The organism is Methylorubrum salsuginis (assembly GCF_900114375.1).
Taxonomy (GTDB): Bacteria; Pseudomonadota; Alphaproteobacteria; order Rhizobiales; family Beijerinckiaceae; genus Methylobacterium; species Methylobacterium salsuginis.
This window is the reverse complement of the sequence record NZ_FOSV01000002.1, coordinates 265,327-283,425: the sequence shown is the minus strand read 5'-3', so window position 1 is coordinate 283,425 and position 18,099 is coordinate 265,327. Positions and strand designations below refer to the sequence as shown.

General features: G+C 71.8%; 19 protein-coding genes. 9 read left to right on the top strand and 10 right to left on the bottom strand.

Annotated elements, in window-relative coordinates; translation table 11 throughout:
- Together flgC and flgB are read right to left on the bottom strand one after the other, a co-directional pair.
- Entirely contained in the window at positions 1 to 411 is a 411-nt protein-coding gene (flgC, locus tag BM140_RS04045; protein ID WP_056247540.1) for a flagellar basal body rod protein FlgC, read from the bottom strand.
- Positions 412 to 424: 13 nt separating this feature from the next.
- Positions 425 to 847 carry a flagellar basal body rod protein FlgB gene (gene flgB, locus BM140_RS04040; RefSeq protein WP_091942216.1) on the bottom strand — a complete coding sequence of 141 codons (423 nt, stop codon included), beginning with the start codon at positions 845 to 847 and terminating at the stop codon, positions 425 to 427.
- A gap of 299 nt (positions 848 to 1,146) precedes the next feature.
- Between flgB and BM140_RS04035 the strand changes: the two genes are divergently transcribed.
- From BM140_RS04035 to dgcA, 4 genes are all read left to right on the top strand, one after another.
- Complete coding sequence (locus BM140_RS04035; RefSeq protein WP_091942214.1) at positions 1,147 to 2,448, top strand: hypothetical protein; 1,302 nt, start codon at positions 1,147 to 1,149, stop codon at positions 2,446 to 2,448.
- A gap of 7 nt (positions 2,449 to 2,455) precedes the next feature.
- Complete coding sequence (locus tag BM140_RS04030) at positions 2,456 to 3,550, top strand: NAD(P)/FAD-dependent oxidoreductase (protein WP_091942212.1); 1,095 nt, start codon at positions 2,456 to 2,458, stop codon at positions 3,548 to 3,550.
- Positions 3,551 to 3,627: 77 nt separating this feature from the next.
- The gene (dgcN, locus tag BM140_RS04025) at positions 3,628 to 4,638 is read left to right on the top strand and encodes an N-acetyltransferase DgcN (protein ID WP_091942699.1); all 1,011 of its coding nucleotides are present in this window, start codon (positions 3,628 to 3,630) and stop codon (positions 4,636 to 4,638) included.
- 16 nt (positions 4,639 to 4,654) lie between these two features.
- Positions 4,655 to 5,638, top strand: a complete 984-nt coding sequence (dgcA, locus tag BM140_RS04020; RefSeq protein ID WP_091942210.1) for an N-acetyl-D-Glu racemase DgcA — start codon at positions 4,655 to 4,657, stop codon at positions 5,636 to 5,638.
- A 24-nt stretch (positions 5,639 to 5,662) separates the two neighbouring features.
- Here the strand turns inward: dgcA and BM140_RS04015 are convergent, their stop codons facing one another.
- The gene (locus BM140_RS04015; protein ID WP_091942208.1) at positions 5,663 to 5,953 is read right to left on the bottom strand and encodes a hypothetical protein; all 291 of its coding nucleotides are present in this window, start codon (positions 5,951 to 5,953) and stop codon (positions 5,663 to 5,665) included.
- A 360-nt stretch (positions 5,954 to 6,313) separates the two neighbouring features.
- Between BM140_RS04015 and BM140_RS04010 the strand changes: the two genes are divergently transcribed.
- Both BM140_RS04010 and BM140_RS04005 read left to right on the top strand, forming a co-directional pair.
- Positions 6,314 to 8,194: a PAS domain-containing sensor histidine kinase gene (locus BM140_RS04010; RefSeq protein WP_091942206.1), complete on the top strand. Its 1,881-nt coding sequence runs from the start codon at positions 6,314 to 6,316 to the stop codon at positions 8,192 to 8,194.
- 86 nt (positions 8,195 to 8,280) lie between these two features.
- Entirely contained in the window at positions 8,281 to 9,063 is a 783-nt protein-coding gene (locus BM140_RS04005) for a peptidoglycan-binding domain-containing protein (protein WP_091942204.1), read from the top strand.
- A 198-nt stretch (positions 9,064 to 9,261) separates the two neighbouring features.
- Here the strand turns inward: BM140_RS04005 and BM140_RS04000 are convergent, their stop codons facing one another.
- The 4 genes from BM140_RS04000 to BM140_RS03985 all read right to left on the bottom strand — a co-directional run bounded on the left by BM140_RS04000 (position 9,262) and on the right by BM140_RS03985 (position 12,730).
- Positions 9,262 to 10,494, bottom strand: a complete 1,233-nt coding sequence (locus BM140_RS04000) for a peptide ABC transporter permease (RefSeq protein WP_091942202.1) — start codon at positions 10,492 to 10,494, stop codon at positions 9,262 to 9,264.
- 267 nt (positions 10,495 to 10,761) lie between these two features.
- Positions 10,762 to 11,025: a hypothetical protein gene (locus BM140_RS03995; protein WP_091942200.1), complete on the bottom strand. Its 264-nt coding sequence runs from the start codon at positions 11,023 to 11,025 to the stop codon at positions 10,762 to 10,764.
- Between the two features lie 6 nt (positions 11,026 to 11,031).
- Positions 11,032 to 12,033 carry a WD40 repeat domain-containing protein gene (locus tag BM140_RS03990; protein WP_091942198.1) on the bottom strand — a complete coding sequence of 334 codons (1,002 nt, stop codon included), beginning with the start codon at positions 12,031 to 12,033 and terminating at the stop codon, positions 11,032 to 11,034.
- Between the two features lie 28 nt (positions 12,034 to 12,061).
- The gene (locus tag BM140_RS03985) at positions 12,062 to 12,730 is read right to left on the bottom strand and encodes a YoaK family protein (RefSeq protein ID WP_091942196.1); all 669 of its coding nucleotides are present in this window, start codon (positions 12,728 to 12,730) and stop codon (positions 12,062 to 12,064) included.
- 177 nt (positions 12,731 to 12,907) lie between these two features.
- Between BM140_RS03985 and BM140_RS03980 the strand changes: the two genes are divergently transcribed.
- Together BM140_RS03980 and BM140_RS03975 are read left to right on the top strand one after the other, a co-directional pair.
- Positions 12,908 to 13,327, top strand: a complete 420-nt coding sequence (locus BM140_RS03980) for a response regulator (RefSeq protein WP_091942194.1) — start codon at positions 12,908 to 12,910, stop codon at positions 13,325 to 13,327.
- Between the two features lie 36 nt (positions 13,328 to 13,363).
- Positions 13,364 to 13,732 carry a photosystem reaction center subunit H gene (locus tag BM140_RS03975; protein ID WP_091942193.1) on the top strand — a complete coding sequence of 123 codons (369 nt, stop codon included), beginning with the start codon at positions 13,364 to 13,366 and terminating at the stop codon, positions 13,730 to 13,732.
- A gap of 9 nt (positions 13,733 to 13,741) precedes the next feature.
- On the opposite strand, the gene bioD is transcribed toward BM140_RS03975, so the two are convergent.
- Together bioD and BM140_RS03965 are read right to left on the bottom strand one after the other, a co-directional pair.
- Positions 13,742 to 14,413 (bottom strand): dethiobiotin synthase, encoded by a 672-nt coding sequence (bioD, locus tag BM140_RS03970; RefSeq protein ID WP_091942191.1) that lies wholly within the window; start codon positions 14,411 to 14,413, stop codon positions 13,742 to 13,744.
- Between the two features lie 144 nt (positions 14,414 to 14,557).
- Positions 14,558 to 15,331, bottom strand: coding sequence for a ferredoxin--NADP reductase (locus BM140_RS03965; protein ID WP_091942189.1), 774 nt, complete (start codon positions 15,329 to 15,331; stop codon positions 14,558 to 14,560).
- Between the two features lie 285 nt (positions 15,332 to 15,616).
- On the opposite strand from BM140_RS03965, the gene BM140_RS03960 reads away from it, so the two are divergent.
- A complete protein-coding gene (locus BM140_RS03960; protein ID WP_342030018.1) occupies positions 15,617 to 17,104 on the top strand; it encodes a Dyp-type peroxidase in 1,488 nt (495 codons plus the stop codon).
- Between the two features lie 48 nt (positions 17,105 to 17,152).
- Here the strand turns inward: BM140_RS03960 and BM140_RS03955 are convergent, their stop codons facing one another.
- Complete coding sequence (locus BM140_RS03955) at positions 17,153 to 18,085, bottom strand: ring-cleaving dioxygenase (RefSeq protein WP_091942188.1); 933 nt, start codon at positions 18,083 to 18,085, stop codon at positions 17,153 to 17,155.
- Positions 18,086 to 18,099: the final 14 nt, after the last annotated feature.

Below are 18,099 nucleotides of genomic sequence, written 5' to 3'. Positions count from 1 at the left end.
TCAGGCCTTCAGGATCTCGAGGGTCTTGGAGATCATCCGCCGGGTTGCGGTGACCATGTTGAGGTTGGCCTCGTAGGAGCGCTGGGCCTCGCGCATGTCCATGTTCTCGATCAGGCCGTTGACGTTGGGCAGGCGCACCTCGCCGCGGGCGTCGGCCGCCGGATTGCCGGGGTCGTACTTGGTGCGGAACGGGGAAGGGTCGCGCCGCACGCGCCCGGCCTCGACGACGTGGGCGTTCAGCTCCCGGTCGAGGCGGCTCGAAAAGGTCGGGATCTTGCGGCGATAGGGCTCGCCGCCCGCGGTCGAGGCGGTGGAATCCGCATTGGCGATGTTCTCGGCGATGATGCGCATCCGCCCGGACTGCGCCTTGAGGCCGGAGGCGGCGATGCCGAGGCTCTTCAGGAAGTCCATGGCCTAACCCCTATCAACGTTTGCCGACGGCGATCTTCAGGGCGTCGAGGCTCTTCTGGTAGAGCGAGGCGACGAGCTGATAGTCCGACTGGTTGTCGCCGGCCTTCATCATCTCCTCCTCGAGATTCACGCCGTTGCCCGAGGGACGCACCTCGAAGCCCTTGAAGCGGCGCGGGTCGGCATTCGGCCCGTCCTGGGTCGAGAGCCCGAAATGGGCCGGCTCGGTGCGGGCCAGCCCGTCGCCGCCGACCGAGGCGCCGAGCGGGGCCGCGAGCCCGGCGGCGGAGCCGTTGCCGGCGGGCTCGGCGAGGTCGCGCGGGCGAAAGCCCGGCAGGTCGGCGTTGGCGACGTTCTCGGCGAGCAGCGCCTGGCGGGCCTGATGCCAGTGCATCCGGGTGCGCAGCATGCCGAGGATGGGCAGGTCGGTGAGGGACATGGGGAGGACGTGCCCTGGAATCCGGCCGAAGAATCCGGCGGCACGCGGTGTGGGGACGCGGGATCCGGACCCGGCAGAAAATGCCGCCGCCATGGTTAAAAACCCGTTAATCCGGCAAATCCTGCCCGGTGACCGCCGGCCCTGCACCGGAATGGGACAGGATGGACCGCACGGGCCTGTTAACGAACGATTCGGATTTGTTGCGGGCGCAACCGACGGCAGCGATAATCGCGCGGTCTCACGAGCGGGCCGGGCAAGAGCAAGCTCGGACCAGGCCCCGACGGCGAAAGACACGAGTCTTGCAAGCGTTCTTCGGTTCCGACGGTTCGGTCGTCGTCCAGTTCTTGGTGATCTTCCTCGTCATCCTCGTTCTGATGATCGGGGCGGTTCTGCTGTACCGGCGGTTCGCCGGGCGCGGCCTGTCGTTGACGGCGGGGGCGAACGGGCGCGGGCGCCAGCCCCGGCTCGGCATCGTCGACATTTACGAGCTCGACCGGCAGCGACAGCTCATCCTGCTGCGGCGGGACAACGTGGAGCACCTGCTCCTCGTCGGCGGCCCCAACGACGTTGTGATCGAGCGCAACATCCAGCGCGGCGCGGGCGCCCGCTACGCCCCCGAGCCCGACCACGCCGTCGACCCCGGCCTCGAGGCCGCCCAGGAAACCCGGCGGGCGGACAAATTCCTCGACAGCCCCGCACCGCCCGCCTTCGCGATGCCGGAAGTCGTACCTCCCGCGATGCCCGGCGCCGAGCCGCCCCATCCCGAGCGCACGCCGCCGCTCGATCCCGGCCTGTTCGAACCGGAGGTCATCGCCCCGGCTTCCGCGCCGGCTCGCACCCGCCCGGCCTCGCCGGTGAGCCGCCTGATCCGGCGCACGCTGCCCCCGCTCGGCGGAACGCAGCCGGAGGCCGCGCCGGCCGTGCCGAGCCCCGCTCCCGCCGATCCGGAACCCGCCGTGCCGCCGGCCTCCGAGCCGGTCCCCGAGACGCCGCCGGTCATCGCCGGGCGCGGGCCGCGGCCGGTCGATCCGGCGGTCCTGTCCGACATGGCCCGCCAGCTTCAGGTCGCGCTCAAGCGCCCGTCTTCCGCGGTGACGCCGCCGCCGGGCGGCGCCGAGGCGCCGCCGCTGCCGCCCGCTCCGGACCTGCGGCCCGACCCGCTCGCCGCCGCGATGGCCGCCGCCCAGGCCGAGCCGCCGGCTCCCGCGCCTGCGCCGCCCCCCGCCAAGCTGGCCACCGCACCCAAGCCCACCGCGGACGCGAACCCCGCTCCGGAGACGAAATCCGAGGCCGCGCCGAAGCCCGCCCCGGCGGAGCCGGTCCCCGCCGCGCCGCCCGCTCCGCCCAAGCCCGCTCCGGTGCTTCCTGCACCCGCCAAGCCGGCCGAGGCCGCGCCCAAGCCGGAAGCGAGGCCCGCGGATACCAAACCCGCATCCCAGGCGACGCCGCCCAAGTCCGAGGCCCCGAAGCCCGAGGCTCCGAAGCCGGACGCCGCGAAGCCCGAGGCCGCCTCGACCTCGGCGCAGAACCCGTTCTCGGTCGAGGAGATCGAGGCCGAGTTCGCCCGCCTGCTCGGCCGCCCGCTCGACACCAAGAACTGAGCGGCCGATGGAGGCGCTCGTCGTCGGGGCCGGAGTGGTGGGCCTCGCGGTCGGGCGGGCGCTCGCCCTTCGCGGGGCCTCCGTCATCGTCGCCGAGGCGGCGGACGCGTTCGGCACCGGCGTCTCGGCCCGAAGCTCGGAGGTGATCCATGGCGGCATGTACTACCCGCCGGATTCGCTGCGCGCCCGCCACTGCGTCGAGGGGCGCCGCCGCCTCGTCGCCTTCTGCGCGAGCCACGGCGTGCCGCACCGCCTCTGCGGCAAGCTGATCGTCGCCACGGGCGAGGACGAGCGGGCCGCCTTGGAGGGCATCTTTTCACGCGGTCGGGCCAACGGCGTCGAAGATCTGGCCTTCCTGGAACGCCGAGAGGCCCTCGCGCTGGAGCCGGCTTTGTCGTGCGTCGCGGCCCTGCATTCGCCCGCCACCGGCATCGTCGACAGCCATGCGTTGATGCTGGCGCTGCTCGGCGAGATCGAGGATGCGGGCGGGGCGCTGGCGCTGCGCACACCGATTCTCTCGGCCGAGCGCCGCGACGGGCGCTGGCAGGTCCACTTCGGCGGCGCGGCGCCGGACAGGCTCATCGTCGACGTGCTCGTGAACGCCGCCGGGCTCGGGGCGCAGGCGCTGGCCCGCCGGATCGAAGGCTTTGCGCCGGAGCGGGTGCCGCGTCAGGTGCTCGCCAAGGGCAGCTATTTCGGCTGCACCGGGCGGCCCGCCTTCTCGCGGCTGATCTACCCGGCGCCGGTCGAGGGGGGCTTGGGCATCCACCTCACCCTCGATCTCGCCGGCCGCATGCGGTTCGGCCCCGATGTCGCGTGGGTCGAAGCCGAGGATTACACGGTCGATCCCGGCCGCGCCCGAACCTTCGCCGAGGCGATCCGGCGCTATTGGCCGGCGCTGACCGAGGACCGCCTGACGCCGGACTATGCCGGCATCCGCCCCAAGCTGACCGGTCCCGGCGAGCCGGCCGCCGATTTCCGCATCGACGGCCCGGCCGAGCACGGCCTGCCCGGCCTCGTTCACCTCTTCGGCATCGAGAGTCCGGGGCTGACGGCGTCGCTGTCGCTGGCCGAGGCGGTCGCGGACCGGCTCGACGCCTGAACCGACGGGCGGCTCGCGCATTGGGCACGGATCGCGCATAGACGGCGTGGATTGACGTGCCGGACGGGACCGATTCGATGCAGATCGCCACGCCCTACCTGATGTTCCTCGGCGACGTGCCGGACACGCTGGCGGCCAAGACCGCCTACGGCATCAACGACTGGCGGCCCGAATGGTGCGTCGGGCAGCGCCGCATGGCGGGCTGCGCCGCCGATCTCGGCATTCCGGACCTGACGCTCGCAGAGGCGGTGGCGAAGGGCTGCAGGACCATGGTGGTCGGCGTCGTCAACGCGGGCGGCGTGCTGCCGGAGCACTGGGTGGCCGAGATCGTCGCCGCGCTGGAGGCCGGGCTCGACGTGGCGAGCGGCCTTCACGCGCGCCTCGGCTCGATCCCGCAGATCGCGCAGGCCGCGGAGCGCCACGGCCGCGCCCTCCACGATGTCCGCCACAGCTCGGAAACGTTCCCGACCGGCAAGGGGACCAAGCGCCCCGGCCGCCGGCTGCTCACCGTGGGCACCGATTGTTCGGTCGGCAAGAAGTACACCGCGCTGGCGCTCGAAAAGGGCATGCGCGAGCGCGGGCTCGACGCGGATTTCCGTGCCACCGGACAGACCGGGGTGTTCATCTCCGGCCGGGGCGTGGCCATCGACGCGGTGGTGGCCGACTTCATCTCGGGCGCGGTCGAGTGGGTCTCGCCCGCCGCCGACCCTCACCATTGGGACCTGATCGAGGGCCAGGGCTCGTTGTTCCATCCCTCCTTCGCCGGCGTCAGCCTCGGCCTGCTGCACGGGGCGCAGGCCGATGCCTTCGTGGTGTGCCACGAACCGACCCGCACCCGCATGCGCGGCGTCGAGGCCTCGCTTCCGACCATCCGGCAGGTGATCGACCTGACGGTGCAGCTCGGCCGTCTCACCAATCCGGATATCCGCCCCGTCGGCATCGCGGTGAACACGCAGGCCCTGCCCGAGCCGCAGGCCCGTGCGCTTCTCCAGGAAGCGGAATCCGCCCACGGCCTGCCCGCGACCGACCCGGTGCGCTTCGGGGTGGACGGCATCCTCGACCGGCTCGCCGCCGAGTTCCCGGCCTGAGAGAGGTCCCAGAACAATGCCGCGCCGCCTCACCGTCGCCGTCGAGCGCTTTCCCATCGCGGGCGCCTTCACCATCGCCCGCGGCAGCCGCACCGAGGCCGTCGTCGTCACCGCCATGATCGAGGACGGCGAGATCCGCGGCCGGGGCGAGTGCGTGCCCTATGCCCGCTACGGCGAGAGCGTCGAGAGCGTCGCCGACGCGATCCGGAGCCAAGCCGAGTGGCTCGCCGAGGGGGGCGCCCGCTCGGATCTGTTCGCGCGGCTGGGGCCGGGCGCGGCGCGCAACGCCATCGACTGCGCCCTTTGGGATTTCGAGGCCAAGCGCCAGGGCCGCCCGGCCTGGGCGCTCGCGGGGCTCTCCGAACCCGGCCCCGTCACCACCGCCTACACCCTCAGCCTCGGCGAACCGGAGACGATGGAGGAGGCCGCCCGGACGGCCGCGCACCGGCCGCTGCTGAAGGTGAAGCTCGGCGGCGAGGGCGACCCCGAGCGGATCGCCGCCGTGCGCCGCGGCGCGCCGGATTCGCGCCTCATCGTCGATGCCAACGAGGCGTGGCGGGCCGAGACCATCGAGTCCAACCTCGCGGCCTGCGAGGCGGCGGGCGTGGCCCTCATCGAGCAGCCGCTGCCCGCCGACGACGACGGCCTTCTCGCCGACATCTCCCGAAGGATCCCGATCTGCGCCGACGAGAGCCTGCACGACCGGGCCGGGCTCGATGCGCTGGCCAAGCGCTACGACGCGATCAACATCAAGCTCGACAAGGCCGGCGGCCTCACCGAGGCGATCCGGCTGGCGCACGAGGCCCGCGCCCGCGGCTTCGAGATCATGGTCGGCTGCATGGTCGGCACGTCGCTGGCCATGGCGCCCGCGATGCTGATCGCCCACCACGCGGCTTACGTCGATCTCGACGGGCCGCTGCTGCTGGCCCGGGACCGCGAACCGGCCCTGCTCTACGAGGGCAGCACCGTGCATCCGCCGCTGGCGGAACTGTGGGGGTGACGGATCGAGGCGCCGCGCGGCGCCTCAATGCCCGCCCGCGCCCCGCCAAGCGGGCGCCCGGTCGCTGGCCGAGAGCGTGTCGGCGGAAATCGGCTGACCGGCGATCCGGCGCGCCATCGCCTCGCCGCCGAGCCGCAGCGCTTCCGTCCGCGCCTCCGGCGGGAGCGAGGCGGCAAGGCCCGCGAGGCTGCCCGTCATCTCCACGGTCGAGCGCAGGGCCGCACTGTCCACCGAGCCGGGGCCCGCGCCCTGGCGCGTGGCGGCGAGGTAGGAGAGGACGCCGATCACCAGGGCGGCGCGCAGGAGGAAGGTCATGGGTCCGGTCCGGGCATGCGGCCGGGGCCGCTTCGGGAACGCCGTCGAGAATGCCACCGCCGGGTGCGCGAACCGACCGGGTCCGAACGCAAAACTGTTCCGATGCGCGGACGTGGTGAACGAAGGCTTGCCCGGCCCCTCCTCCCCTTCACGATGCGCTCTTGGGGGCCCTGTGGACAGCGGCGGACAACGCCCCTGAATCGGGCCGTCCGAGGCGCTCCGGGCGGCGCGATGGACGGTAAGCGAGCGACCCTTTTCATCCTCGCTTAAACCGCCTCTGCGACGGTTCGGGTGTTCGAAACGAGCAGTCGAGGGGCGCGGGACCAAGGGCCGGATACGGTCCGACATCCGGCGCTGTGCGTGGTGGTGTTGCGTAACGACGGTACCCTTGCCTCCCTCTTCGACGCCCGGCTCGCCGGGCTCGTCCACGCCTCGGCCCTGTCGGAGCCGGGCGTCCGCTTCCGCCACGAGCGCTTCCTCGTCTCCCGGCTCGCCACCGGCGCCGTGATGATGGCGGCGCTCCCGCCCTATCTCGTCTGGCGCGGGGTCCCGAGCGGCGTCGAGGCGGTGGCGATCGCCAGCCTGTTCCTGCCGGTGCTGGCCGCCGTCGTGCTGTCGCGCACCGGCTCGCTCTGGGTCGCCCACGCCCTGTCCTCGGCCGGCCTCACCGGGCTCCTCGTGTGCCTGGCCGCGCTGACCGGCGGCCCGAGCTCGGCCGCCGCGATCTGGCTCGTGGCGGTGCCGCTGGAGGCGATGGTGTCCGGCTCGCGCCGGGCCACGCTGGCCGCGGCGATCATCGCCGGCCTCGGCGCCATCGCGGTGGCGATCTCCGGCCACTTTCCGATCGACGGCCCGGCCCTCGACTGGCCGAACGCGGTGGCGCTGCCGGTCTTCGCCATCACGGCCATCGGCCACATCACCGCGCAGGCGATCGAGCACATCCGCCGCGAGGGCGAGTGGCGCACGCGGATGCAGGACAACGAAGCCCGCGACCGCCTGCTGCTCTCGGCCATCGACGACCTCGTGACGTGGCACGACGCCAACGGCCGGGTGCTGGAAGCGAGCGGCTCCTCGGCCCGCTTCGTCGGCGCCGATCCCGGACGCCTGCGCGGCCACGGCCTGCTCGACCGCGTCCATATCGGCGACCGTCCGGCCCTGCTCCAGGCGATCAGCGACGTCGCCGCCAGCGGCATCCCCGCCACCGTCCCGTTCCGCCTCCATCTCGACGCCCCCCGCGCCGATGGCGACCGCACGATCCACGCCGAGATGCGCGCCCACCGGATCGAGGCGGCTTTGGCCGGCGCCAACGGCGGCACGGTCGTGGCCGTGACCCGCGACGTGTCCGAGCACCGCCGCCGCGCGGCGGAACTCGACCGCGCCCGCACCGAGGCCGAGCGCGCCGACGAGGTGAAGACCCACTTCCTCGCCACCGTGAGCCACGAGCTGCGCACGCCGCTCAACGCCATCATCGGCTTCTCCGACGTGCTGGCGGGCGAAGGCGCCCTGACCCTCTCGGCCGAACGGGCGCAGGAATATGCCGGCATCATCGGCAATTCGGGTCGTCACCTCCTCGACGTGGTCAACACGCTGCTGGACATCTCGCGCATCCGCAGCGGCCATTTCGACTTCCAGCCCGAGCCGATCGACGTCGAGGCGCTGATCCGCGGCTGCTGCGACCTGATGCGGCTCAAGGCCGACGCCTCCGGCGTGGCGCTGAGCTACGCCCCGGTCCCGGCCGGCAGCGCGCTGATCGCCGACGCCCGCGCCTGCCGCCAGATGCTGATCAACCTGATCTCCAACGCGGTGAAGTTCACGCCGCGGGGCGGACGGGTCGAGGTGCTGGTCCGCCGCGGCGGCGGCTATCTCGACTTCGTCGTGGCCGACGACGGGATCGGCGTCGCCGAGGCCGACCTGCCGCGGCTCGGCGATCCCTTCTTCCAGGTCGGCGGCGGCTACGGCCGCAGCCACGAGGGGACCGGCCTCGGCCTCTCCGTGGTGCGCGGGCTCGCCGGGCTGCACGGCGGCTCGGTCTCGGTCGAGAGCGCGCCGGGCAAGGGCACGCTGGTCGCCGTGACGCTGCCGCTCGATTGCAGCCGCGCCCGCGGCACCGACCAGCCGGCGCCTATCCGCACCTCCGTGCGCGGCGCCGCCCCCGAGATCGCGCCGGAACCGATCCGCCTGCCGGTCGGCCTGTTCGACCCGGCGCCCGTCGCCCGCGCGCCGATGCGGCGAGCCGGGTAACACCGCAAAGGAGTACCGGACGGCAATGGGCCACGCTCGTTGCCGTCCGGCGCACTTGAGGACGAAACCGAAAGGGAGTTCGCGTGATGCGGGAGACACCCGCCGGACGGGATCGGCGCGATATCGTGGTGCCGGGCGACATGCGGGGCGGCCGGGCGGCCCCGCGCCGGGCGAAGCCGAAGGCGGCGGCGCACGGCATCACCGATTCCGCGAAGGCTTTCGCCCATGCGGCGGCGGCCCTGTGCCTGCGCCATCCGGGCGGTGCGCTCGGCACGCTCGCGGGATGCGGCGCGGCGATCTATGTCTGCCTCAACGCCGTCGGCTTCCAGGACGGCCGCCACCCGGCGCCGATCCTGCCGACCGTCGAGTCCCGATCGACCGCCGCCAAGTCGTCGGACACGAAGGCCTCAGACACGAAGTCGTCGGACGCGAAGCTGGCCGAGGCGAAGCCGCAACCCGCCCCCTTGGCGGCCCGCCCCGTTCCGGCGCGGGAGGTGCGCGCGGAAGCCCCCGCCCCGGCGCCCCGCGACGCGATCGCCGACATGATCCGCTCCGGGGAGACCACCGCCTCGGTGACGCCGAAGCCGTCCGCGAAGATGGCGGCCAAGCTGGATCCAGCCAAGATCGATGCGACCAAGATCGACCCGTCCAAGTCCGATCCGGCCAAGCCCGACCCGGCGGTGGCCCGCGCCCAGCGCGCCCTGGTCAAGCTCGGCTACGGCCCGCTCAAGGACGACGGCCTGATGGGTCCCGGTACCCGGGCCGCCATCGAGCGGTTCGAGCGCGACCGCAAGCTCCCGGTGAAGGGCGAGGCCGCCGGCCGGACCTTGCGCGAGCTGACCGCCAAGGCCGGCGCGGCGCAGGGCTAGAGCGTCGTCCTGGATACCGGATCCAGGACGACGCTCTACGTTATTGTGCCGCATCGGCTTTTTTCCGAAAGCCGCTCCGCACCTTTCGGGCCGATGCTCTAGGGCCGTCCGGACACCCGCTCGACCGGCGCATCCGACCCCGATCCCGTCACCCTGAAGGGCCCGCGCGAGGGAGCCTCGGCGGACGGGTTGGGGCCTTCAGGTGCGCGCGGGCAGGCGTGGGATCAGTCCGACCTTCGGCCGGCTGTGGCGGAACTGGCCGCGCTCCACCGCGACGAAGGTGAGGATCGTCAGAGCGAGCGTCGTCAGCCACCACACCACGGTGAGGCCGACGCCGACGCAGCCGACTGCGAAGGCGGTGGCGAAGGCCGCCATGGCGCAGGGCACCAGTGCGGTGGCGTCGCGGCCCGACCGCTGGATCGCCCGGTAGAGCGCGAAGGCGGCGGCGAAGGCGCCGACGATGCCGAGTTCGTACCAGAACTCGAACAGCATCGTGGTCGGCGCGTTGGCCGGCACGATGCCGAAGATGCGCCCGCGGGCCGCCGTCTCCAGGCCGTGGCCGGTGATGAGGCGCGCCGGCTCCAGAGCCACGAGCTTCTGCCACGCCTTGAGCGCCAGCACGCCGGGGGCGATCGGGCCGAACAGGGCCGCGCCGACCGGCCGGGCCAGGAAGGGCAGCAGCGGGGCGACCGCGAGCAGGCCCGCGGCGGCGAGGCCCGTCACCTTCACGCCGAGCGAGAGGCGCCAGTTCGTCAGCGCGAAGACGAGCGCGCCGACGGCAAGCGCGAAGAGCGGCGTCGAGCCCGGTGCCGTCAGCAGCGCTCCCGCGACCAGCACCGCCACCACCAGGGATTCCGTGTCGCGCCGCCGCGAGCGCAGCCACGCCACCGCGGGCCAGACGAGGAGCGCCAGCACCACGCCGCCGCGCTCCAGCGCGCTGTCGCCGTCCGGGTTGCCCTTGAGCATCGCGTCGCCGACGAGGCCGATCAGGATCGCGACGACGGACGCCGCGCCGACGCCGAGGGGCAGCAGGTAGAGATTAGCCGAGCGCATCCGGTCGGGCAGCGCCAGATAGGCCAGCAGCGTCATCGCCACCGTGAAGATCAGGTTGCCGAAGCGCTCGCTCGCCGGCCCGGGGAACGGCGTCCAGACCAGGGAGAGGCCGCACCAGAACACCACCAGCAGCCCGGCCAGGAAGGCGGGCGCGGTGAGGAGGCGGCGCACGGAGGGCTGCACCGCGCGCTGGCGCCGGTCGATGGCGCTCGCGGTGATGAGCAGGACGACGGCGATGGGGGCGAGGACCACCGTGGCGCGGCGCGACACCTGCGCGGCCACCGGCACGGCCACGAACAGCCCGAAGAAGCCCATGCGGCGCAACAAAGCCGCCGCGTCGAGGGCGGGATCCACATTCGTGTTGGTCGAGCGCGGCATGCGAAGGGTCCGGCGAAGGCGCGCGGCGCGCCCGCCCTGCCCCTACCTAGTGCAGCCACGCTTGGGCGGCTGTAGGCCCCGTGCAACACATTTCGGAGTCAGCCGGGCCTCGGACCGGCGTCGTCTCCGCCCTTCCCCCGCCCGGCGGGGGCGGGAGCGGCGGGCCATGGGGCGTCCGAGATCGGCGGTGACGCGCCCGCCGGCTCGAGGCGGCGAGGAAGCCGAGGAGCCCAGCCACGGCGCCGTCGACGGGGAGAGTGTCGCCGCTCAAGCCCCCGCGGAAACCGCCGCCGCCACCGTCGCCTCGTCCAGTGCGTCCACCGCCCCGGCCACCTTCACGGCCCGCGTCGGCCGCCCCGGCGCCAGGACCAGGATCACGGTCTCGAAGCCGGGGCAGGCCGGGTCGGCGCAGACGATCTCGCTCACCGTCATCGCCGTGTCCGGGCCGAAGCCGCCCGCCGCCCGCGCCCAGGCCTCGACCCGGCGCCGGGCTTCCGCCTCGGGGCGCGGGCGGCGTCCGAACAGGGCCATGCCGGATCAGGCCGGGAGCGTGAGGCAGCCGGCCTGACCGCCGGCGCTGCCGAAGGCGAGGCGACGGCCGGCCGCGTCCCAGGCGAGCGCCGAGATGGCGCCCCCCCTGGTGGCCGGGCGCACCAGCAGCTCGGCGGCATCGGTGAAGCGGACCAAGAGCACGCAACCGTCCTCGTAGCCGATGGCGAGAACGGGGGATTTCGGGTGGAACGCCACCTGCGAGACCCGGGCCGGGCGCACGCCGCATTCCCGCGGGGCCTTGCCGGTCGGCCCCTCCTTCGAGTCGAACGGCCAGACGATGGCGGCCTCAGCCCCGCTGGTGGCGAGCCACTTGCCGTCGGACGACCACGACAGCGAGCGCACCTTGGCGGGGTAGCCCGACATCCGCATGTGGCCCTTGTCGGGCTGGAGGCGCCAGCCGTGCAGCGCATTCTCCTGCATGGTCGAGACGACGAAGCGCCCGTCGAGGGACCACGTCACGTCGAGATGCGAGCCCTTCCACTCGATGAATTCCGGCGGGGTCTCGAGATTGGGGTACCAGAGGCTGACGCCGTTGTAGTGGGCGACCGCCAGCCGGTAGCCCTTCGGGGCGAAGGCGAGGCCCCGCGCGGTCGAGGGAGCGGCAAACGTCTTCTCGCGGCCCTTGGCGTCGCGGGCGACGACGTTGCGCCCGCTTGCATAGGCGAGGGCGCCGTCCGGATGGAGCGCCAGCGCATCGACCCAGCCCTTGACGCTCGCCAGCTCCGCGGCGGCGCCCCTGGCGTCGGTGGCGACGACGCGCCCGTCGTCGCCCGCGCTCACGAGCCGCTTGCCGTCGCCGACGGCCGACAGGATCGCGCCCTCGGGATGGGCCGCGACCGCCTCGGGGGCGCCGTCGCGCACGAGCAGCACCCGCCCGTCACCCAGGGCGAGAGCCAGACCGTCGCCGAGCCAGTGGGCGGCGGTGACGTGGGCCTCTGCCGCGATGCCCACGACGTGCTCGGCCAGCGTTGGGGCGGAGACGCTCATTCGGATCGACCTTCCTGCGGATGAATCGTTAACGGGCGCGACCGGCGGCGGGCCGGTTCGCGAGGATGATGAGGCCGGCGCCGAGGCAGAGCGTCCCGGCGACGGCGGCCGGAATCGCCAGGGCCGCGACGCCGAGATGCGTATGGGCGAGCGTGCCGGCAACCGCCCCGATCAAGAGGGCAGTCCAGACCGCGGCGTCGCCGAACCAGCCGAAGCGCGGAGCGCGTCCCGCCAGCGCCAGGGCCGCCTTCTGCCCGAACGAGAACAAAGCCCCGGTGATGAAGGTGGTGCCGGCGCGAAACCCCTGCACATGGGCGAGGACCGCGTTCTGCCCGCCCATGGCCAGCGCCAGGAACAGCGAGGCGGTGCCGATATGGACGTCCTCGACCGCCACCGCGAGGGCCGCCGTGACCGTGACGGTCTCATAGGCCAGCACCGCGGGCGTGACCCAGCGGGCGGGGGTCAGCGCCGCGATGGCGCCGCCGGTCACCGCGCCGGTGAGGAAGGCCGCGATCAGCAGCGCGGGCAGCACCGCGTGGAGCCCGTCGCCCCGGCCCAGCGCGACCGCGAACTGCGTCGTGTTTCCGCTCATGAACGACGTGTAGAAGCCGCCCAGGCGGATGAAGCCCAGCGCATCGATGAAGCCGGCGAGCATCGTCAGGACCACGCCGAAACCGAGCAGCCAGGGGCGCGTCACGATCCGCGCCCCTCGCGGGCCGCGCCCGTTTCGACCGTCCCGTCAAGGTTAACCAATCGGTTACCAATTGCGCGCAAATCGAAGCAATCACGGTGAACGCGGCCCTCCACGGTCCCGTTGATCCGGCGATCCGCAAGCTCGGCCGTTGCCCGAGCCCGGGTGAGTTGGAGTTCTGCCATGATCCCCTTCGCCTGCGCCCCCGCCGCCCTTCCCGCCTTCCCGTTCGCGCCGCATACCGGCACGATCCTGGTCGTCGAGGACGAGGCCTTCGTCTGCGAGCTCGCCGCCGAGGCCCTGCTCGACGAGGGGTACCGCGTGCTGACCGCCGCCGACGCCGACGAGGCCGAGGCGATCCTGTCGAGCGAACAGGTCGATCTGCTCTTCACCGATATCGATCTCGCCCGCAACACGAACGGAATCGCGCTCGCCCACCGCGCCCGCCGCGCCCTGCCGCGCCTGCCGGTGGTCTACACCTCGGGCGGCCGCGACGGCCTGTCGCCGACCGAAGCCGTGTCCCGCTCGGTGTTCGTGCCCAAGCCCTATCGCACCGCCCAGATCGTGGCCGTGACCCACGACCTGCTGCGCGACCGCGCCTGACCTTTCTCGCGCCCCACCCAACCACGAGCCCCGACGATGCGCCGCCCCCTCGCCTGCGCCCTCCTTCTGCTCGCGCTGACCCCCGCCTTGTCTCCCGCGGCGCAGGCCGCCTGCGCCGTCGAGGATGCCGGGCTGGAGCCGGCCATCGCCGAGAAGAAGGAGCTGCAGGAGGCCAAGAACGCCCAGATCGTGCGCGACCTGCGGACGCTGCGCGACGCCGCGATCGTGCTCGAATCCTACGGCTTCCCGAAGGAGTGCAAGGAGCTGGTCGCCATCCTCAAGGAGCTGACCGCCAAGCCCGAGACCACGATCAAGCGCAGCGGCGACACCGACGAGGAGAAGGCCGAGGAGATTCAGGAGTCCCGCGAGCCGAAGGCCGGTCCGAAGGATCCGCGGGCGCGCTGAGCCGCCCGCTCAGGCGAGATCGTTCGGGAAGCCGCCGCCGCGGGGGACGATCCCGACCGTCACGCCGCCATGCCGGGCGATGGCGTCGGCCACCGTCTCCGGCGGGGTCGGGGCGCCCTCGCTCTCGCTGACGACGACGCCCACCAGCGCCACGCCGTGGGCCTGCAGGGTTTCGACCGCGGTGAGTGCGTGGCTGATCGCGCCGAGATAGCTGCCCGAGACGAGCAAGGCCGGCAGCCCAAGCGCCTTGAGCCAATCGAGGCCGGTCGCGCCCCCCGTTACCGGGCTCATCAGCCCGCCGACGCCCTCGATCAGCACCGTCTCATCCCTATCCGCTTCCGCCAGCCGCGCCCCGCACCAGCCGACGAGGTCGGAGAGCGCGAGGCTGCGTCCCTCGCGCGCGGCGGCGAGATCGGGGGCGAGGGGCGCGGTGAAGCGCCAGGGCGAGCAGGCCGCGACCGAATCGGGCGTGATCGCGAGGTCTTGGGCGGCGAGCAGCCGGCCGGTGTCGCTCTCGGCGAAGGTGGGATCGTCGAGCGGCGGCACGCCGCTGGCCAGCGGCTTCAGGGCGCGGACGCGGCGGCCTTCCGCGCGCAGGTGCCGGACGAGGGCGGCGGTGACGTAGGTCTTGCCGATCTCGGTGCCGGCGCCGGCGATGAACAGGGCGGGCGGAAGCGGCATGGCGGCTCGGAGGGACACGGACGCCTCATAAACATCCCACCCACAGCCTTCCGCTTCGAGGCCTTCGCTTCGCTCCGGCATCTCAGGATGAGGGGGATGGGTCGGATCGACGGAGGGGACGGCGCGCCGTCCCCTCTCAAACGATCACTTCTCGACGAAGGCCTTCTCGATCACGTAGTGGGCCGCCTCGCCGTGGTTGCCCTCCTCGTAGCCCAGCCCGGTCAGCATCTCGCGGGTGTCCTTGATCATCTCCGGCGAGCCGCAGAGCATGAAGCGGTCGTTCTCGATCGCCATGGGCGGCAGGCCGATATCCTCGAACAGCTTGCCCGAGGTCATCAGGTCGGTGATCCGGCCGCGGTTGCGGAACGGCTCGCGGGTGACGGTCGGGTAGTAGATCAGCTGGTTCGAGATCATCTCGCCGAGGAATTCGTGCTTCGGCAGGGTCTCGGTGATGGTCTCGCCGTAGGCCAGTTCCTGAACCTGGCGGCAGCCATGGACCAGCACGACCTTCTCGAAGCGGTCGTAGGTCTCCGGGTCCTTGATGATCGACAGGAACGGGGCCAACCCCGTGCCGGTGCCGAGCAGGTAGAGGTGGCGGCCGGGCAGCAGGTTGTCGAGCACCAGCGTGCCGGTCGGCTTCTTGCCGATCATGATCGGGTCGCCGACCTTGAGGTGCTGGAGCTTCGAGGTGAGCGGGCCGTTCGGCACCTTGATCGAGAAGAACTCCAGCTCCTCCTCGTAATTGGCCGACACCACGGAGTAGGCGCGCAGGAGCGGACGCCCCTCGACCTCGATGCCGATCATCGTGAACTCGCCGTTGCGGAAGCGGAACGAGGGATCGCGCGTGGTGCGGAAGGAGAAGAGGGTGTCGGTCCAGTGATGGACGGAGAGGACGCGCTCCTCGTTGTACTTGCTCATCGTTCTAAAGAGCCCGATCGCGTGAATGGGGATGCTGCGCGTGCTCTTCTCGCAAGTGCGGGACTCCCGTCAAGCCGACCTTCCGCGCAGGCGGTCTGAGGACAGCGCATCGACTTCGTCGAGGCGACGGAAGGAGTCGCTGCGGTGCGACGTGGGCCGTTCCGATTTCGTTGACGATAGGTTGATTTATTCAAATCAATTCACTTAGAGTTATTCCATTACAAAAATGATTCGCGCGCCGGTCCGGCGTGGCGATTGCGCGATAGTGTGTTTCAAGGCGGGAGCATGAAGATGCCGATTGATATCGCTCGGCCATTGTCATGGAAGAATGCCAATGACGATGAATTGCTGATGCTGCAATGCCTTCAGGGCAACATTCTCAAGGGGCATGGGCGTCATTTCACCGCGAATATCTTCTTCACGCTGGATCCGGCCAAAGCAAGCGCCGCGAGGCGGATGCTGCGTGACCTTGCCAACTTTCATCTCGTCAGCGCCTATCGGCAGTTGCTCGATGCCGAAGCGTTCAAGAACGCCGGCAAGAAGGAAGAGGGCGGGCGCGGCGGCGGCGCCTTCGCCCATCTCGCGCTGTCGGTGGACGGCTACACGGCGATCGAGAAGGCGGACGTCGCCCCGGCCGATCCGGAATTTCGCCGCGGCATGAAAGACGCCGGCAGCCTCCGCGACCTCGCGGACCCGGATGTCGGCACGTGGGAGCCGGAATTCCGGGCAACGATCCACGGCGTGGTGATCGCCGCGCACGAGACCGCGAGCGAAACGGCCAAATTGGCCGACCGCATCCGCGGCCTGATCGAGAAGGCCGGCGGCACGGTCTTCATCCAGCGCGGCGCCACGCTTCGCAACGCGGCCGGTGAGGGCATCGAGCATTTCGGCTACGTGGACGGCCGCAGCCAGCCGCTGATGCTGGCGGAGGACATCGAGGAGGAACGCAAGCGCACCGGGACCAACCGATGGAATCCGGCCTTCCCGCTCTCCCTCGCCCTCGTGCCCGATCCCGGCGTCGAGAACGATCCGACCGCCTTCGGCAGCTATCTCGTCTTTCGCAAGCTCGAGCAGCGGGTCCGGGCGTTCAAGACCCGCGAGCAGACGATCGCGGACAAGCTGGGCCTCAAGGGAGCCGAGGCGCGCGAAAGGGCCGGCGCGCTCTTGGTCGGGCGTTTCGAGGACGGGACGCCGGTGACGCTGTCGGACGAGGCGCGCGGCGCCAAGCCGCCGAACAACTTCGACTACACGGGCGATCCGGGCACGCGCTGCCCGTTCCACGCCCATATCCGCAAGACCAATCCGCGGGGTTCCGGCGGCACCGATCCGGATCTGAAAAAGGGAGAGGCCCAGGAGCGCCTTCACCTCATGCCCCGTCGCGGCATCCCCTACGAGGATGCGCGGCGCGAGGTGCATCCTGCGGAGTTACCCGCGGCCAAGGACTCCAAGGAATTCGCCAGGAAAGTCGCCCCCAAGTTGCCCGAGAAGGGCGTCGGGCTGCTGTTCATGGCCTACAATTCCGATCTCGGCCGGCAATTCAAGTTCACGCAGGCCGCTTGGGCGAACGCGACGGACTTTCCCGTAGATCCGAAGGGTCCGCACGGCCTCGATCCGGTGATCGGCCAGGGACCGCTGACCCCCAACGAGCAGAAACTGCCGAAGGTGTGGGACGGGAAGGACATGACGGATGGCGTCGATTTCGGCGGCTTCGTCCACATGAAGGGCGGCGAGTACTTCTTCTCCCCGAGCCTCACCTTCCTGCTCGATCTCTGACGCGACCGGACGAAAGCGCCGTGGGGACCGTCCCCGCGGCGATGGGGCTCACAGCGGCTTCAGCCCTGCCTCGATCTCGGCCCGGCGCGGCTCGAGGAACGGCGGCAGGGCGAGGCGCTCGCCCAAGGTTTCCATCGGCTCGTCGGTGGCGAAGCCCGGCCCGTCGGTGGCGATCTCGAACAGGATGCCGTTGGGCTCACGGAAATAGAGGCTGCGGAAGTAGTAGCGGTCGACCGGGCCGCTGGAGGGCACGCGGCGCTGCTTCAACCGGTCGGCCCAGGCCCCGTAATCGGCATCCGGCACCCGGAAGGCGACGTGATGGACGCCGCCCGCGCCCTGGCGCGCGGGCGCACGCGTGTCGCGCAGGAGATGGACCTCCGCCGCCGGGCCGCCGGGGCCGGTCTCGAACACCGTCACCTCGCCCTCGGGCAGCTCGAAGGTACGGGCGCGGGTGAAGCCCATGATGTCGGTCAGCACGGCCTCCGTGCGCTCGGGCGCCGCAACCGCGAGGCGGATGGGCCCGAGGCCGCGGATCTGGTGGGCGGCCGGCACCGGGCTTTCGTCCCACGGATGGGCCTCGCCCGCGCCGCCATCGTCGATGAGGCTGAGGCGCTGGCCCTCGCCGTCCTCGAAATCGAGGGTGAGGCGCCCGTCGCGCTCCACCGCCGGATGGTGGCTCACGCCCTGGCGACCGAGATGCTCGCGCCACCAGTCGAAGGTCCCCTCCCCCGACACGCGGAACGCGGTGCGCGCGATGCTGTTGCTGCCGCGGCGCTCGGGCGGGGCCGGCCAGTCGAAGAAGGTGAGGTCCGAGCCCGGCGAGGCGCGCCCGTCGGCATAGAACAGGTGATAGGCCGAGACATCGTCCTGATTGACCGTCTTCTTGACGAGCCGCAGCCCCAGCACACGAGTGTAGAAGGCGAGGTTGTCGGCCGCGCGCGCCGTGACGGCGGTGACGTGGTGAAGACCGGTGAGCTGCATCGCGGAGCCTTGAG